Below are 17,594 nucleotides of genomic sequence, written 5' to 3' on the forward strand. Positions count from 1 at the left end.
ACCTGAATCCGTGAGGTATCCCGGATTCTCCCTAAAAATTGTGGGGCGCGAAAAAATTTCAACACCGCGACCGCCAGAAATTTATATATTGCCAGCATATTGCTGGTAAATTGGGACATCGTCCCCGTTGTTCTTTGAAAAATTGCTATATTTGCCTGTTTTTAGGCGTATTTTCCCGGCAGGGCCTGCTGTTCAGCCACTTTCCGGCAAATTTCTCTTCTGTTCTTGCATTAGCCAAAGGCAAGCCGGTTATAAACGGCCTGAAACGAGTCAAATGCGCAACAGTGGCGGCTGAACCGCAGCTTCAGTTTCCTGCCGGTCTCAATCAGTCTGGCTGCACGGTACATGAGTTCCTGAATAACGGTACGAATTCTCCTGCGCTTTGCCGAGTGGCGCACTGGTGAGCGATCACCGAGAAGGCCAAGCTGGCCGATAAACCGCAAGATGTTATAAGCCAAGCCGGCCAAGGACATGATCAAGGAATTGGTCGCAAATTTTCCCGAAGGCAACCGCTCAAGATCCATGTCGGTTTTAAATTCGCTGTGAAACTGCTCGCTTGTGCCGTGGTCCCGGTAGAGCTTGATGATCTCTTTTTCCGGCAGGTAAAGGGATGTCCACCAGCCCTCAAGTTCTATATCCGGCACCAGCAGCAACTGGCCGCGTTTGTCAATGGTACGTTCAATCACGCGGACGATCAGGCGGGTACTGAACTCCTTGCCCTCGTGCTCCTGAAGCTGGTTGAAACTGAATACGGCAACCCGTTTGCCGCGTCGTGGTTCGCTCACTTCTCCTTCTTGCAGCCCACGGGCCAGCCAGGCGGGATCAATGGCCGACCCACAAACCAGCAAACGGGAGATTACAGGGTTGAGTGATGCCATGGCCGAACTGAAGCTTGCAACCGGGACAATCGTTACCCGCTCAGAGGAGGAGCAGATCCAGGTTGGTGCCGGGAAAATCAATGGTGTCCCTGCATGGCGTTTTCTGTTGAGCCTTGATGGAAAGTAATGAGAAAAGCATTTTCGCAGGAGAAAAAAAATCTGTTTATTTCTGCATATTAACAATAAAATGAGGGAGAGAAGCATGGAGAAGACCAACCATGCAGAATGGACCGAAAAATCCCTGCAACTTTTTGTACAGTGGCGGGGCGTCGATATCAGCCCAGATATTATGGCCGGCATTGTCCGCGCATCGGCCACCGAGGAGGAAATGCGTCTTTTTCCCCAAAGGCAGATTTGATAATCATCTCAAAGTCACCTCCCGGGAGTTGCATCAGCTCCCGCTGCAACCTGGAAGGTTTAGTGTCCATTATTGACAAGCGACCCAAGTGAAAACCAAATTTAACTCAAGGAGATAATCATGGGCCATTATAAAATTGCCGTTATTGTCGGGAGTCTGCGTAAGGATTCATTCAATCGTCAAATGGCAGATGCCGTTGTTAAACTGGCACCGTCGGAATTCATGTTTCAACAGGTACGGATCGATGACTTGCCGCTTTACAACCAGGATGACGACGCGAATCCGGGGGAGCCCGTGAAGCGGTTGAAGGATGAAATCATGACGGCGCAAGGTCTTTTGTTCGTTACCCCTGAATACAACCGCTCGATACCTGGGGTGTTGAAGAATGCCCTGGACCATGCATCGCGTCCCTATGGACAAAATGCCTGGGCCGGGAAGCCTGCCGGAATTTTGGGGGTGTCGATCGGTGCCCTTGGAACAGCCCTGGCACAACAACATTTGCGCAACATTCTCTCGTATCTTGATGTGCCGACTCTTGGGCAGCCCGAAGCGTTTTGCCAAGTGAAAGACGGTCTGTTCGACGAGCAGGGGAACATCGGTGAAGACAGTAAACCATTTTTCCAGAAGTGGATGAATCAGTATGTGGCATGGGTAAAAAAGCAATCTTCGAGGCCGTAAAGTGCAAGGCTGTTCAGCGGGACACGGTGGCGGCTATCTGTGCGCCTCTTGCCGCAAACATTTGAATCATTGCCATTATTTCTTTTGGGGAAAATGCTTCTTGTGCTAATCTGATTAAAGGAGGGTGCGCATCCCCGACCGGCGTCGATACCGATCAAATCCGCATTCCTCCTTCGTCGTAGGGTCTGATCCGGAAGTGAAGGGTAACAGGAGGAAGGTGCCGCGATGCTATCCCTCATGCAAATGATTCCCCATTCCGCATTTTCCTTCCTTTTCCGGATGCGGAGATTTCTGTCGGCCCTTCCCCTCTTTGTCTTCTTTTTTCTCCTGCATCCCGCCGTGATGGCGGCCGCCGATGCCGATCCGCAGCAGATTTACCTGGATCAGTATTGGGTATATTTCCTGGTTGCGGCTTTTTTTCTGGTTGGCCAGACCGTGCTTATTGCCGTTCTCATCTGGTGCCGACAACGAACCAAACGGGCCGAGGCCGCCCGACGGGAGACCGACGAACTTCTTCATTCCTACCTGGCAAGCAGCGGCATCATCTCCTGGCTGAAGGATGTGGATGGCAGATATTTGTTTATAAGCGACCCATTGAAGCAGCGTTTCCAGGTCCGATTCGAGGACTGGAAGGGGAAAACCGATTCTGAACTCTGGCCGCCGGCGGTGGCCGAGGAGTTCCGTCGCAATGACCTCCTCGTGCTTGAAAGCGGGCAACGGCTTGAAGTCATCGAGACGGCATTCGAACCGGACGGCCGCGTTTCCTGGTGGAAAAACAGCAAATTCCCTTTTCTGGATGCATCGGGAAAAAGGTGCGTGGGCGGCCTGGGTTTCGACATCACCGAACTCAAGAAGGCGCAGCAGGCCGTGGAGGACGAGCGCCGATTGATGGCGGACATCTTGGACGCGACGGATGTGATGCTCGTCTATCTGGACCCGCGGTTCAACTTCGTGGCGGTCAACAAGGCCTATGCCGACACCTGCCGGATGACGCCGGCGGAGATGATCGGCAAGAACCACTTCTCCTGCTACCCAAATGAAGAAACCGAGGCCATCTTCCGCCAGGTGCGTGACACCGGATTCCCGGTCTTCTTCAAGGACAAACCCTTTGAGTTCCCCGATAAGCCGGAGCGCGGCGTCACTTACTGGGATTGGAGCCTTTCTCCGATCAAGGACGCGGCCGGCGTCGTTCAGGGGCTTGTCTTCTCCCTGCGTGAAACCACCAAGTATAAACTGGCGGAACTGGCCATCCAGGAAAGCGAGGAGAGGTACCGGCGGATACTGGCCACCGCACTTGAGGGAATCGTTATCACGGATCGAAACTATTGCATCAGTTATGTGAATCAGCGCATTAATAAACTGATGGGTTACGAAGCGGATGAGCTTATCGGCATGCCGGTCCCGCGCTTGCTGCACGATGACGACCGTCAGGACTTTTCCGCAAAAATGGCCGACCGTCGCAGGGGCGAGGGCGATCAGTATGAGTACCGCTATCGGCGTAAGGATGGCTCGTTTATCTGGCTGCTCACCTCGGCAACGCCTATTTTTGACGGTGAGGGCGTTTTTCAGGGATCCTTTGCCATGTTCACGGACCTGACCGGCCGCAAACAGGCAGAGGCGGAGCGCCTGGAGTTTGAACGGAAGATGATGCTCAGCCAAAAACTCGAAAGCCTGGGGGTTATGGCCGGCGGCATCGCCCACGATTTCAACAACCTGCTCATGGTGATCATGGGCAATGCCGAATTGGCCCGGTATGAGCTTCCTCCTGAATCGCCGGTACAGGCTCACCTCCGACATATCGGGGAGTCTTCGCGCCGCGCTGCGGAGATCTCCCAGCAGATGCTGACCTACACCGGCAAGGATTGCTTCCTTGCCGAATCAGTCGATTGCAACAAACTCATTGTTGAATCGGAACAGCTCATGCGAGCCGCCGTCGCCAAGAATGTCAATCTGGTGTTCCGTCTCGCTCCCCAGTTGCCTCCGGTCAAGGCTGACAAGGTGCAGATTCGTCAGGCTTTGATGAACCTCGTCATGAATGCCTCGGAAGCCAGCGGCGATGACGGCACCATCACCGTCGGCACCGGCTGGAAAACCCTTGGCCGGAATTCTCGCACGGATGTCCCGCTGAACGACGCCATTGACGAGGCCGGGTACTCCTTCATCGAGGTGGCTGATAGCGGTTGCGGCATGGACCGCGAGATGGAAACAAAGATCTTCGATCCATTCTTTACCACCAAGTTCATCGGAAGAGGGCTGGGGCTTTCCGAGGTGCAAGGGATAGTTCGCGGCCACCAAGGGCTCATCGAGGTTCACAGTGAACCCGGCAAGGGGAGTGTTTTCAGGATTCTTTTGCCGGTCGACGAGGAGCCGAAAATGTTGGAAAGCGAGCCCGGAGCCCAGGAGCTGGATTTTCCGGGGAATAAAACCGTCCTGCTGGTGGACGACGAAAAGGATGTCAGGGATATCGCGAGTTGGATGCTCGAACGCATGGGCTTCACGGTCATCACGGCAAACGACGGGGAGGAGGCGCTGTCGGTATTTAAGGAAAATCCCGACCCGGCCTTTGTCCTGCTCGATCTGTCCATGCCGCGCATGAACGGTGAGCAGTGCTTCCGCGAGTTGCGCCGGCTCGATCCTTCGGTGCGGGTCATCATTACCAGCGGTTACAGTGAGCGCGAGATCATCGGTCGCTTCGCCGGGCGGTCCCTGTCCGGGTATATCCAGAAACCCTTCACCCTGAGCAAACTGCGCGAGGTCATCCAGCCCCTCTACGTCGACAGTTAGAAGCTTCTATTGGTCTCCTTTTCTGCTCCATAACCATTTTTCCGCTTCTATTATGAGGTAGGTGATGATGCCTGCCGCAACGATTCTTCCCCAGGATTCAAGCGAAATGGGAGCACCCTGGAACAATCTGTTCATCACCGGCAAATAGGTGTAAATAATCTGCACCAGCAGCATGGTCGCAACGCCGACGAATACCCACATGTTGGAAAAAAAGCCAAGCTGGAAAATTGACTTGGTCAGGGAACGGCAGTTGAACAGATAAAAAAGTTCCATAACCACAAAGGCATTCACCGCCACCGTGCGCGCCTGGGCAATATCCGCTCCGTCCGCCAGCTCCCATTGAAAAAGGGCAAAAGAGAAAACCAGCAGCAGACCGCCGACCAAAAGAATACGGCCGATGAGATTTCCCGTCAGGATCGGGGTCTTCGGGTTGCGGGGCATCCGGGTCATGATGCCCGGCTCCTTGGGTTCAAAGGCCAGCATCAGACCGAGGAACCCGGCAGTGGTCATGTTGATCCAGAGAATCTGCACAGGCAGAATCGGCAGGGTAACGCCAAGAAAAATAGCGGCCATGATAACCAGTCCTTCGCCGAGATTGGTGGGCAGGGTCCAGACGATGAATTTGGTCAGGTTGTCGAAGACGCCGCGTCCTTCTTCAACCGCGGCCTCAATGGAACTGAAATTGTCGTCGGTCAGCACCATGTCGGCGGCCTCCTTCGACACCTCGGTGCCGGTTATCCCCATGGCCACGCCTATGTCCGCCTGTTTCAAGGCCGGAGCATCATTAACGCCGTCGCCGGTCATGGCCACCACGTGGCCCCGGGACTGCAACGCCTTTACCAGACGCAGTTTCTGCTCCGGCGCCACCCGGGCAAACACCGACGTTTTTTCCACCTGCTCAATCAGCTGTCGATCGGAAAGAGCGGCCAGATCGCTGCCGGTAAGAACCAGCGGGCCGTCGCCTTTTTCCGTGGTCGTGCCGTTTAAACCGATCTGCATGGCAATGGCGCCGGCGGTGACGGCATGATCACCGGTGATCATCTTCACGCTGATACCGGCATTCTGGCAGACTTTAACCGCTCGTATGGCCTCGGCCCGCGGCGGATCGATCATGGCCGCGAGTCCGATGAAAACCAGGTCGGATCGAATATCGTCATGGGTGATGCCGTCGGCTGCGACAGGTCGTTTTTTTTCTGCAAAGGCAAGCACCCTGAGGCCCATTTTCGCCATGCGTTCAACCTGCTGAATGATTTTCTCCGCATCCAGATCAGAGACTGAACCGCCGGCGTCAAGCTGGGAGCCGCATCGACCCAGAACGGCCTCCACCGCGCCTTTGATAAAGATCAGTTGTTTGTCGTCGTCTTTGCTTTCATGCAGCGTCGCCATGTATTGATGTTCCGATTCAAAGGGCAAGACATCGAGACGGGGAAAACGTTTTTTTTCTTCGTCAAGGTTCATGCCGCCCTTGATGGCGGGAACAAACAGCGCTCCTTCTGTGGGGTCGCCCTGCACCAGCCATTCCTTGTCCTTCTGCAAAAGCAGACTGTCGTTGCAAAGGATTCCGGCACGCAGGCATTCGACAAGGACGGGAGCGTTGCCGGGATCAAAATTGTTGCCGTTTTGAAGAATCTCGCCGTTAAAAGGATTATAACCGGCTCCGCTCACCTCGTATTCCACCCCGCCCGCAATTATTTTCTGGACGGTCATTTGGTTTTCCGTCAGGGTTCCGGTCTTGTCGGAACAGATCACCGTGGTGGAGCCCAGGGTTTCCACCGCCGGCAGTTTGCGGATGATGGCTTTTTGTTTGGCCATGCGCGACACACCGATGGCAAGTGTTATGGTGACCGCCGCCGGCAGACCTTCCGGAATGGCGCCGACCGCAAGGGCAACCGCTGCCATGAACATGTCGAAAAGGGACTGGCCCCGAAGGAGCCCCACGGCAACGGTTATTCCGGCCAGGCCAAGAATGGCGTACAGCAGGATGTGGCTGAAATGGGCAATCTTGCGGGTGAGCGGGGTTGCAAGTTCGTCGGCCGCGGCGATAAGTTCCGAGATGCGGCCCACCTCGGTATGATTTCCGATTGCCGTGACAATCCCTTTCCCCTGTCCGAAGGTCACAAGGGAGGAGGCATAGGCCATATTCAGCCGATCAGCCAGCAGCGTGTCATGCTTCAGCTCGCCCGCTTTTTTTTCTACCGGCAGTGACTCGCCGGTCAGGGCGGACTCATCGATCCGCAGATCACGAATCGAGAGAAGCCGCATATCCGCCGGAACCTTGTCGCCGCTGGCCAGCAAAACAATATCGCCCGGCACCAGTTCCGTTGCCGGAATCTGTTTTTTTTCACCCTGACGCACAACCGTGGCCACGGTTGTCATGGTCCGGGCCAAGGCGGCCAGGGCATTGACCGCCTTTGCCTCCTGGATATAGCCGATAATCGCATTAACCAGCACGACCCCGAAAATGACGCCCGAGTCCACCCATTCCCGCAGGAGAGCTGTAATAATTCCCGAGACAATCAGGATATATATGAGCGGTTGGTGAAACTGGAGCAGAAAACGCTTGAGCGGCCCTTTCCCTTTTTTGGCGGTTAAGGCATTGGGGCCGAATTTTTCCCGGAGTTGTTCAACCTCGGATTGTTCGAGCCCTTTTTCGGCATTGCTGCTCAGACGATCAAGGATCTCCTTTGTCGGAAGGTGGTGCCATTGTTTGTCGATTATTGAGTTCATGAATTTATTCCGTTAGAAAAAACAGGTGATGTTTTCTTGTCTTGCATCAATAAAATACGGGACCGAACAGGCCCCGTATTTAAACGTCTTCATATTAAAACATTTTCTGCTTCAACTTTGCACTCTTTTAATAGTTCCGTTACTGAGCATTTCCTGGAATTGCGTAAGAAGCGCTTGCTCTTCTTTGTCGATAATGCCGTCATCTTGCGCCAGATTTATAATTTCCTGGTATTCGGCCTGGGTCACTTCCAGATCGAAAATTGCATGATTGATAAGTTCTTTGAGGTTCGTTGCGGATTGGCTTGGTTTTTTCATCGGCTTTCTCCTTTTGATTTGATTTTGATTGAAAGCATTTACGATGCGATGAGCGGTCACCCAAGGAGACGTATGCTTGGCAGTCCGAAATCGCGAAGTTTATCATTTTACGTGGTTGCCGGTTCAGCGGATTGACGATGCCTGATTATCCCTGAGGCCGTCATCCGTAACTGTGCAGGCCGGAAAGCAGGAAATTGACTCCGTAATAGGTGAACATCACGGAAGTAAAGCCCACGATGGAAAACCAGGCGATACGAGTACCTCCCCAGCCCCGGGTAAAACGGGCATGAAGGGCGGCGGCATAAATAAACCAGGTAATCAGGGACCAGGTTTCCTTTGGATCCCAGCTCCAATAGGTTCCCCAGGCCGAGTTGGCCCAGACTGCGCCGGTTATTATGCCCGCGCTCAACCACAGAAAACCGAAAATCAAGGTTTTGTGTATGACATCGTCAATAACTTGTAAGGAAGGCAACTGGGCAAGCCTGCTTCCCTCCGACGCTTGAGCGGTTTTTCTGCTTTTCAACAAATAAAGACATCCGAGTCCACAGGCCAGTGCAAAGGCCGCATAGCCGATAAAACAGGTGACGACATGGGCGATGAGCCAGTTGCTTTGCAAGGCCGGGACAAGTGGCGAAATCTGAGAATTTTTCATTTCGGCAAGTGCCATTGCAATGGCGGCAAAAGGCATGGCAAAAGCGCCCAGAAAACGATTTTTGTATCTGTATTCCACCCACAGATAGCACAGGGCGATTGACCAGGCGAAAAAAACCAGCGATTCATACATGTTTGACAATGGAGCATATCCTATGCCCATCTGGTGGGATTCCATCCACCTGTATCCAATGCCGGCCGTGTTGAGCAGCAAGGAAACAACTGTAACGGCGGTTGCTGCCGGGCCGAGACGACCGGCCCGAAAAATCAGCAAGCCGATATACATGATCGCCGACAACAGGTAGGCAAAAGTCGTAATACCCAAAAGAAGTGAACTGTTCATGATGTCACCGTTTTATTTCCGTTAACCGGGGACAGGTCGCCTCCTGCCGAAAGAGGTGGGCCGCGGGCAGGTATGACCTGGGTGCGAAAGAATTTATCTTTTCACCATGGTTGATTCGTTTTTATCTGTTACGGCATCAAGGATGTTTCGTTTATTGTAAAAAGGAAACCCTCGGCGTTTTTCGATTTCTCGCCTGACTGAACGGCTGAGTTTGTCCACGCAGTAGCTGAGTGCCTCGATGTGGTCGCAACCTTCCCCTGAAGCGACAAGTTGCCCGTCCGTTCTGAGTTTTGCCGAAATTCTGCATCGTTTGTCCACGCCGCCTTTGGGACCATTTGTATCGGAAAAATGAACTTTCACCCGGGTAATGACTCCTTCAAAACGTGACAAGGAAAATCGCAGCAATTGATTTGCCTTGTGTTTGACGGCTTCCTCCAGTCCTGCCTTTGTGCTGTTCATTTCAAGTATCATCATGGGCTCCGTGGTGTAAGTTTTTGTTCGTTATGAACAAGGTAATACATGAAACAACTTGCAACAAATAGAAAATGTTGCTATTTCTTTTCGAAAAAAACGAAACGAAACCATGGAATGGCTTAACTATCACCATTTATACTATTTCTGGGCAGTGGCAAGGGAGGAAAGCATCAGCCGGGCCGGTGAACGGCTCAGTCTTGCTCCGTCCACCGTCAGCGCCCAATTGAGCAAACTCGAAGAGATGCTGGGCGGCAAACTTTTTCGCCGGGTTGGCCGGAACCTTGAGCTGACGGAAATGGGCCGCATTGTTTACCGCTATGCAGACGAAATTTTTTCTCTTGGCCGGGAAATGGTTGATACTGTGCGGGGAAGGCCCGTGTCGGGACCCATACGATTGGTCGTCGGGATAGTTGATGCGGTACCGAAGCTGGTTGCCCGAAAGCTGTTGGAACCGGCTCTCAGGCTTGCCGAGCATATTCACTTAATATGCCATGAAGGCAAGGAAGAGCAGCTCCTTGCCGAGTTATCCGTTCACGGTCTTGACATCGTTTTGACCGATATGCCGGTTAAAACGGGGTTGAGCGTCAAGGCTTACAGTCATCTGCTGGGGGAATGCTCAGTAAGCTTTTTTGCAACAGAGCAACTTGCGGCAAAACTGACAGGTGATTTTCCCCGGTCGCTGGATGGGGCGCCGATGCTGTTGCCCACTCCCATGTCAGCCTTGCGGGGCTCATTGGACAAATGGTTTGATTCGCTGAATATCAGGCCAGTGATTGCGGGAGAATTTGACGACCAGGCTTTGCTCAAGGTGTTCGGTCAGGCGGGCGACGGTGTTTTTGCGGCGCCGTCCGTCATTGAAGAGGAGGTGCGACAGCAACATAACGTGAAGCTCATCGGCCGGTCCGAGGCCATAAGAGAGCAATTTTATGCAATCTCCGTGGAAAGAATCATCAAGCATCCCGCGGTGGCGGCTATACAAAAGGCTGCCAGCAACCTTATCTTCCTGCAACATCCCGGCGGACATGCCAAAATGACCCATTCCGGCAAATGAAAATCGCCTCACCTTCAAGCAAGCGGGCGAGACGTTTTTTTTTGCCGGACAGTGCCGGAGAAAAGGAAATCAGTCGCTGAGGGCAGGGAAATAAACACGGAAAACCGTCCCTTGCTTGAGGACGCTTTGGACATCGATAAAGCCCTTGTGCTGCTGGACGATATCATGAATGATCGACAGGCCGAGGCCTGTCCCCTTGTTGTCCGGCTTTGTCGAAAAAAACGGCTGAAAAATCTTGGCAAGAATTTCCTCGGCAATTCCGTGCCCCGTATCAGTGACCGAAAGAACCATGTAGTCGCCCCGAGGAATGTCGCCATGGCGGCATGAATATGCCTTCTCAATCGTCTCCCGGCGGGTGGAAATTCTCAAAGTTCCCCCCGCGGGCATGGCGTCGCGGGCATTGATGGAAAGGTTGATGAGTATCTGTTCAATCTGATGCTGGTCGATCATGACAAAACGCTCGTTGTCGTCCAGGGTGATGGAACAGGTGATGGTGTCGGACAAAAGGGAACCGATGACGCTTTCCAGGTTGGTGACGATCTCATTGAGCTTGAGTTTGGTCAAATTGCTGGTGCGTTTTCGGCCGAACATGAGCAGATTGGATGTAAGGTTCTGGCCCAGTTTGGTGGCGATCAGTATGTAGTTGACAATTTTCTGCAGTTGGGGCTTGTCCGGATCAATCTGGCTTTTTAAAAGAGAAGTCAGGCTCAAAACCGAGGTGAGCACGTTATTGAAATCATGCGCGATACCACCGGCGAAACGGCCGATTTCCTCAACTTTTTTTGCCTGCTGTAATTCTTCCTTGAGTTTTTTGTCCGCCGTGATATCCCGGTTGCACCCCCTGCGTCCCAGAAACTTGCCGTCCACATGGATGGGCATGCACGTGTGGGCCAGCCAGCGGACATCGCCGTCCTTGGTGAGAATGCGGAATTCGATATCTTCGTGAGCGGGGTCCTTGAAATCGACAAGATGATTTTTCAGGAACACCCTGTCGTCCGGATGTACCATGTCGTACATCAGTTGGGAGCTGTTGAGGAAATCCTCCCGTGAATAACTGGTAATGCGTTCACAGGAAGGGGAGATAAAACGGATTTCCTTTGTTTCGCTGATCCAGTATTCAAAATTATAGGCAAATTCGGAAACGATACGGAATTTTTCCTCGTTTTGCCTGATGGTGATTTTGTATTTCCTGAAATTGGCAAAAAAGAGGGTAATGGCCAGGGTGCCCAGCAACCACAAAAACAGATGGGTCATGACGATAATTTTTTTGGCCGATCCGGCGGCATCCAGATAGGGCTGCATCGGCACGGCGACACTCATGCCGCCGCGGATATCGCCGATTTCATACCCCTGATGTTCATGGCACTTCAGGCATCTTTCCTCGGTGACATACGGCGAAATCAATCGCATGAAGGGCGCGCCGTCAATGGTGGTGATATCGCTCACCTCGCCATTTCCCTTTTCAAAATCAAGCAGGGCTTTCCTTTCCCACTCATCCGGCGTATTTTCGGGATTGACCGGGTCCAGGCTGACCGTCCTGTTTAAAACAGCCAGTTCCGGCGATTGAATACGCAGCAGATCATAAGCTTGTCGGGTCATCTGGAAGGGATTGATAATGGTCAGCAGCTCTCCCTCATTTGTGGTTAAATCCCGGTTGTCGTCAAGAATGAACGGGTTCGGTGGGGTTTTGTCGCTGACCTTGACATAGACGCCGTCGTTCATGGCGTTCCAGCGACGGTAGGCAAGATTGTGCTGGAAAATGGTTTTCGCCTCGATGAGGGCCTTGCTGTAAGTGCCGCGATAATTTTCATGGATATTCCAGATCGCGGACGCCGCAATAAGAATGGTCCAGACGATCAGAAGATAAAGACCGTGACGGTGCTCGGCTGCATTTTTAGCAATATTTTTTAAATCCATGATGTCCGCGGAGATTTGTGAGCTGGATGTGCTTCTGGGGGTAACGAATTCACCAAATGGTATTTCTCACTTTATATCTTTGCTTTCCTTAACGCAACAAGCATGCTAAATTTGAAAAAAAATCATGATATCCGTAAGAAATTCGATATGATGAAATATTCGACCGGATTGCCTGCCCCAGCATCGGCTGGACGAAATAAGAAAATGCCTGACAGGGCCGATGGCTGGAAGGATGAAGCCTGACCATACTACAAGCGGTTATCTGACGTGAAAAAAAAGATTCTTATTATTGATGACGAAAAATTAATACTTTTCAGCCTGGTGGCGGCCCTGGAAAATGATTCGGTTGCAATCACCACCGCCGGCAGCGGGGCACATGCCCTGGCAAAGGCAGCGGATATAAAAAATTGCAATCTCTGTATCGTTGACCTGTTTCTCCCTGACATGAAAGGCGTGGATCTCATTCCGCAATTAAAAAAACTGCATCCGGGCGCCAAGTTCATCGTCATAACTGGAAAATACCGAAACAAAAACGATTTTCTGGAACATGAAAAGGATGCCGCCGCAATCGGCCCTTTTGACTTTATCGCCAAACCATTTGATTTTTCCCTCGCCCAGCAACTGGTGGGCGAAGCTCTGGGATAATCACCACCGACGAGTCCGGCGTGCTCTTATTCCCTATTTGATAAAATTTCAAGTTTCTCAAGTTTTTTGATGGTGTAGAACCCTTGACTGATTAAATCGACATGGGTTATTTCCACTGCAATTCCCGTATCGCGCAAAGAGGTAAATGCCTCAATCCGTTCCTTGCCGAGTTCGATATGCTCTTTTGTTACCAGGGCAAAATCATTCCCGTAAGCCCTGAAAAGAAGTGTGTCCGGAAAATTGATCTGCAGTTCTTCCGCAATTGCTTTCACGAGCTGATTCCCCGCTTCCCAACTCCGCTGTTTGTTGTAATCCGGCAAATTTTTCAGGTGGATGCCGTGGAAACATTTGTACTCATTGGTACCGCGGTTGTTTTGTAATATTATCTGCAAATAATCCTCATTATAGAGGCCGGTAAGTTTGTCGTTGAAAAAATAGGAAAAACGTCTTTTCTCCAGGTCTGAAGCCGGGAGTTGATCAACGGTTGCCGGGATTTTTATCTGTTGCAGGGTTTTGACGGCGGCCTTGACAACTTCGGGATGAAACTGGAGGCCGGCCAGGGCCTGCAGCTCCGTGATCGCATCATCGATTTCCTTTCTCGCCTTGTAGATACGATTTGTCGTCATGGCGTCAAAGGCGTCGGCAACCGTCATGATGCTTGCCAGCAAAGGAATCTCGTCATGTTTGAGACGGTCCGGATATCCCTTTCCGTCATACCGTTCATGATGATGCCGGATAATTGTCGCCAGCTCCTCATACATACTGATCTTGGAAAGCATTTCATAGCCGGCAACGGCATGCATTTTAATGAGATCGTGTTCAATGGCGGAAAGTTTGCCGGGCTTGAGAAGTATTGAATCCGGGGTGGCAATCTTGCCGATGTCATGCAGCACGGCAGCTTTCTGCAGTTTGCGTATTTCTTTGTCTTCCAGCCCCATTTCCCTGGCAATCATGACGGAGTAGCGGGCCACGCGCGCAGTATGTCCCGCGGTATAGGTGTCACGATGCTCGATCATGTTGACCATGGAAAAAATCGTTTGCTCATAGTTGGCGGTGCGCTCACGTTCGAGTGTCGCAACAGCCTCTTTCTGCCGGAAGGAGTTGATGGCAAAGCCGATATCGCCGGCCAGCTCTTCAAGCATGGAAATTTCTTCAGGTTCAAAACCCTCTTTCCGGCGAGTATAGACGGTAAGGGCACCGACGGCATCACTCATAATGTTGGTGCACAGGGGCAGGCCGATGATTGCCTGGAAATCATCTTTCCCGGCCTTTTCCGACCAAGGGGTGACATCATCACTTTCTGATCGCAACTCCTGCAGCACGGTGATGTTGTTCATTATGCAGCGAGCCGTGGGGCTTTGAGTAAACGGCTGTGCCGGATCATCGATGGCAAAGGGTGGTTCCCGCAGAGAATATGCAGAGTCTTTGTCGGTATAGATTGCCTGGAGAGCATTCTTTTCACGCAGGCCGATGAAACAGAAACCGTAACTTCCGTGTTCCGCCAGTCGTGTGCAGGAATCCTTCAGCAGATTTTCCAGGGATTGCGATGTAATGAGCAACTCGTTGGTGTCGGCCACGGTTCGCATGATCTCCCGGAGATATCGTTCCTGGTCGAGCAATGCGTTGATCTCTGCGGTTCGCAGCTTGACCTTCGATTCCAGGGTTCTGTTTAATTCGTCGACTTCGGCTTTTTTCTGACGCAGGCTGCGATTCAGGCAAAAAATATACGCCGCGACGCCAAAAACAGCCATTACCGCCAAAGTCAGAAAAGTAATTTGTCGCCAGTAGCGGCGCAAAACATCCTTGAAGGTGAATTTGCCGTAATCCTTATATGGCCCGATGCGAAGTTCCAGCAGACAGTCATGAACAGGCTGGTAGTTGAGAGGTATTGTCCAACCCGCTGTATGACTTGTCATGGCCGCCGGATGATCGGCGGACATGGCCATCAAGGCGGAGGCAACAAAACGGGAGAGATTGATGGGGGTTGTTTTTAGGGCAGCGACAGGCCACTCGGGATAAAGCTCCGTGCTGAGCGCAAAGGGGAAATTTTCGATTTGCCGCGGATGGAGGACATGCAACAGGGCTGGATTGATCTTGCCTTCACCGGACATCCGTTCCAGGGTGTCGGTGCGCACGGTCCCTGCATCAACGTCGCCGTTGAGAACCGCGTAGACGACTGCATCATGGGTCATGCCGTATTGCATTGAGGAAAAATCCGCCAGGGGATCAATACCGTTTTTCTTGAATTCTCTCCAGGCCATGATCCAGCCGCCAAAAGAGCTTGGATCAACAGCCATAAAATCGTGTCCCCGGAGATCATCCAATTCCTTTATGTCGGTCCGGTCGGCCCGGGAAAAAATAACCCCTCCAAAGATCGTTGTCTGCTGACCCGGCAGGTTCCGATTAATCAGGGTTGCTATTCGACTCACACCATAGAGCTTTTCAAGCTCCACGTAAAATGCGGAATTTGCCAGGACAAAATCTATTTTTTCTTCTTTAACGGCGGTATGGATTTCTTGAAAACCGAGCGGGACGATTTCGAATTGGTATCCATCAACAGAGGCGGTAAGGTAATCGGCGGTTTCGGACCATTTTTGCAGGGCATCTATTGACCCACGCTTTGCCAAGACACCGATTTTGACTTGTTGCATCCCCCACAGGAAATCTGCTTGAAGAATGAAAAAGGAAAAGAGAATAAATATTTTTGTCAGGAGGAGCATGGTGTTCGGCTTATCCTCGCATGGTTTTTTCCTGCCTCATTGCATTCTGAAATTCTGCTTGCCTCAAGGATATTATGCCTGGGGCAGAAAAATCAATCTTTTCTCCCGTGTCGCTTCCTTCTTCTTTTGGCGAAGGGCCGGGGGCAGGGCGTTGAGCAAAAAAAAGGGCCTGAACAAGGCCCTTTTTTGAGGTTTTCATCCCAACGTCATTGGTATGGAAGAATCAATATTATGTAAAACCTGTTTATCCGAGAATAACCTTGAGGTCTTCCTCCGGGGTTGCGGCAATCGGCTTGATGGCAAAATTCTCCACCAGCACATTGAGGACATTGGGGGTGATGAATGCAGGCAGCGAGGGTCCGAGGCGGATGTCCTTGATCCCCAGGCTGAGCAGGGTGAGAAGAATAACCACCGCCTTTTGCTCGTACCAGGAAAGAATCAGGGACAGCGGCAGATCGTTGACCCCGCATTCAAAGGCACCGGCCAAAGCAACGGCGATCTGAATGGCCGAATAGGCGTCATTGCACTGGCCCACATCGAGCAGACGCGGGATACCGCCGATATCGCCCAGTTTTTTATCAAAGAAGCGGAACTTGCCGCAGGCCAGGGTCAGCACCATGCAGTCAGAGGGGATTTTTTCCACCAGTTCGGTATAGTAGTTTCTGCCCGGTTTTGCCCCGTCACAGCCGCCGACCAGAAAGAAGTGGCGGATCGCCTTGGACTTGACGGCCTCAATAACTTTATCGGCCACTCCCAGCACGGTGTTGCGGGCAAAGCCGACCATGACCGTGCCTTTATCAACCGTGTCGGTGAAACCAGGCAGGGCCAAGGCCCGCTCAATCACCGGGGTGAAATCCTTTTTATCATCGACATGGGCGACATCCGGCCAGCCGACAAGCCCGGTGGTAAAGACGTTTGCCTTGTAGGAATCTTTGGGCTTCTGAATGCAGTTGGTGGTGAAAAGGATGGCGCCCGGGAATTCGGCCATTTCTTTCTGCTGGTTCTGCCAGGCGGTACCGTAATGACCGTAAAAGTGATCATATTTTTTCAGTTCCGGATAGCCGTGGCAGGGCAGCATCTCGCCATGGGTGTAGATGTTGATGCCTTTGCCCTTGGTCTGCTCAAGCAGCATGGCCAGATCCTTCAGGTCATGGCCTGTCACCAGAATGGCCTTGCCGGGTATGTGGCCAAGCGGAACAGTGGTGGGAACCGGATGTCCGTAGGTGCCGGTGTTGCCCGCATCGAGCAGCTCCATGGCGCGCAGATTGGTCTTGCCGCACTGCATGGCCAGGGCAACAAGATCATCAAGTCCCATGGGTGTCGTCAGTTTGCCCATGGCCTCATGGATAAAGGCGTAGACCGTGTCGTCCTCTTTGCCGAGTATTGCGGCATGGTCTGTGTAGGCGGCAAGGCCGCGCAAACCGAACAGGGTGATCTGTTTCAGGGAACGAAGGTCGTCGTTGGCGTCAAGGCTGAGGAGGAAGTTAAGGGCCGCGCCCTGTGCTTCCAGGCCGGGGAGGGAATCCGCCGGGGTGAAATTGACTGCCGGAATGGTGAAATCAACTTTTCCGCCCGCCGCCTTCACCTTGGCCTTCAATTCTTCGCGCAGGGCAACGGTTTTATTGATCCATTGCTGAAAACGGGCCGGATCGAAATCCACATTGGTCAGGCAGGAGAAGATGGCTTCGCAGACAAAGCGGTCCACCTTGTTGTCGATTACGCCCACCTTGCGCCCTTCGGTAGCGATAAGGCATAAACCCTGCACCGCATGGGTGAGAAGATCCTCGATGGAGGCGACGCCTTCATTTTTTCCGCAGACGCCCATGACGGTGCATCCGATTCCCTTGGCCGTTTGTTCACACTGGTTACAGAACATGATTTTTCTCCTGTTTGGGTTGGATATTGCCATTTTATTCATTGTCGAGTGACAGAAAAATACCAATCTTTTTTCTGAACCCAGAGTAGCCTGTTTGCCGCGGTGTCACCTTGACCTAAGTCAAAGAAACGATTTTTTTTGCAGAAACTGTTTCAACTCATTGCAACCACCATCGGA

General features: G+C 52.2%; 12 protein-coding genes and 2 pseudogenes. 6 read left to right on the top strand and 8 right to left on the bottom strand.

The features are described from left to right. Window positions 1–230: 230 nt before the first annotated feature. Window positions 231–818: pseudogene (locus BM485_14905) on the bottom strand (transposase). A 4-nt stretch (window positions 819–822) separates the two neighbouring features. Here BM485_14905 and BM485_14910 point away from each other — a divergent pair. From BM485_14910 to BM485_14920, 3 genes and pseudogenes are all read left to right on the top strand, one after another. Continuing rightward, window positions 823–1,005 (top strand): annotated as a pseudogene (locus tag BM485_14910) (hypothetical protein). A gap of 351 nt (window positions 1,006–1,356) precedes the next feature. Further along, on the top strand, window positions 1,357–1,914 hold the full coding sequence (locus tag BM485_14915) for an NADPH-dependent FMN reductase (protein OKY74103.1): 558 nt from the start codon (window positions 1,357–1,359) through the stop codon (window positions 1,912–1,914). A 243-nt stretch (window positions 1,915–2,157) separates the two neighbouring features. Continuing rightward, window positions 2,158–4,698, top strand: a complete 2,541-nt coding sequence (locus BM485_14920; GenBank protein OKY74104.1) for a hypothetical protein — start codon at window positions 2,158–2,160, stop codon at window positions 4,696–4,698. Window positions 4,699–4,704: 6 nt separating this feature from the next. Here BM485_14920 and BM485_14925 read toward each other — a convergent pair whose 3' ends face one another. From BM485_14925 to BM485_14940, 4 genes are all read right to left on the bottom strand, one after another. Next, on the bottom strand, window positions 4,705–7,425 hold the full coding sequence (locus tag BM485_14925) for a carbonate dehydratase (GenBank protein OKY74105.1): 2,721 nt from the start codon (window positions 7,423–7,425) through the stop codon (window positions 4,705–4,707). Window positions 7,426–7,536: 111 nt separating this feature from the next. Next, window positions 7,537–7,740: a hypothetical protein gene (locus tag BM485_14930; protein OKY74106.1), complete on the bottom strand. Its 204-nt coding sequence runs from the start codon at window positions 7,738–7,740 to the stop codon at window positions 7,537–7,539. A gap of 160 nt (window positions 7,741–7,900) precedes the next feature. After that, window positions 7,901–8,734 carry a c-type cytochrome biogenesis protein CcsB gene (locus tag BM485_14935; protein OKY74107.1) on the bottom strand — a complete coding sequence of 278 codons (834 nt, stop codon included), beginning with the start codon at window positions 8,732–8,734 and terminating at the stop codon, window positions 7,901–7,903. A gap of 93 nt (window positions 8,735–8,827) precedes the next feature. Further along, a complete protein-coding gene (locus BM485_14940) occupies window positions 8,828–9,205 on the bottom strand; it encodes a hypothetical protein (GenBank protein OKY74108.1) in 378 nt (125 codons plus the stop codon). Between the two features lie 112 nt (window positions 9,206–9,317). Between BM485_14940 and BM485_14945 the strand changes: the two genes are divergently transcribed. Then, a complete protein-coding gene (locus tag BM485_14945; GenBank protein OKY74186.1) occupies window positions 9,318–10,259 on the top strand; it encodes a LysR family transcriptional regulator in 942 nt (313 codons plus the stop codon). Window positions 10,260–10,328: 69 nt separating this feature from the next. On the opposite strand, the gene BM485_14950 is transcribed toward BM485_14945, so the two are convergent. Next, the gene (locus BM485_14950; protein ID OKY74109.1) at window positions 10,329–12,176 is read right to left on the bottom strand and encodes a hypothetical protein; all 1,848 of its coding nucleotides are present in this window, start codon (window positions 12,174–12,176) and stop codon (window positions 10,329–10,331) included. 267 nt (window positions 12,177–12,443) lie between these two features. Between BM485_14950 and BM485_14955 the strand changes: the two genes are divergently transcribed. Further along, on the top strand, window positions 12,444–12,821 hold the full coding sequence (locus BM485_14955; protein OKY74110.1) for a hypothetical protein: 378 nt from the start codon (window positions 12,444–12,446) through the stop codon (window positions 12,819–12,821). A 26-nt stretch (window positions 12,822–12,847) separates the two neighbouring features. Here BM485_14955 and BM485_14960 read toward each other — a convergent pair whose 3' ends face one another. Then, window positions 12,848–15,541 carry a hypothetical protein gene (locus BM485_14960; protein ID OKY74111.1) on the bottom strand — a complete coding sequence of 898 codons (2,694 nt, stop codon included), beginning with the start codon at window positions 15,539–15,541 and terminating at the stop codon, window positions 12,848–12,850. Between BM485_14960 and BM485_14965 the strand changes: the two genes are divergently transcribed. Further along, window positions 15,540–15,731: a hypothetical protein gene (locus BM485_14965; protein ID OKY74112.1), complete on the top strand. Its 192-nt coding sequence runs from the start codon at window positions 15,540–15,542 to the stop codon at window positions 15,729–15,731. The genes BM485_14960 and BM485_14965 overlap by 2 nt on opposite strands. A 54-nt stretch (window positions 15,732–15,785) precedes the next feature. Here BM485_14965 and BM485_14970 read toward each other — a convergent pair whose 3' ends face one another. Further along, the gene (locus BM485_14970) at window positions 15,786–17,417 is read right to left on the bottom strand and encodes a hydroxylamine reductase (GenBank protein OKY74113.1); all 1,632 of its coding nucleotides are present in this window, start codon (window positions 17,415–17,417) and stop codon (window positions 15,786–15,788) included. Window positions 17,418–17,594: the final 177 nt, after the last annotated feature.

This window comes from Desulfobulbaceae bacterium DB1, from assembly GCA_001914235.1.
Classification (GTDB): Bacteria; Desulfobacterota; Desulfobulbia; order Desulfobulbales; family SURF-16; genus DB1.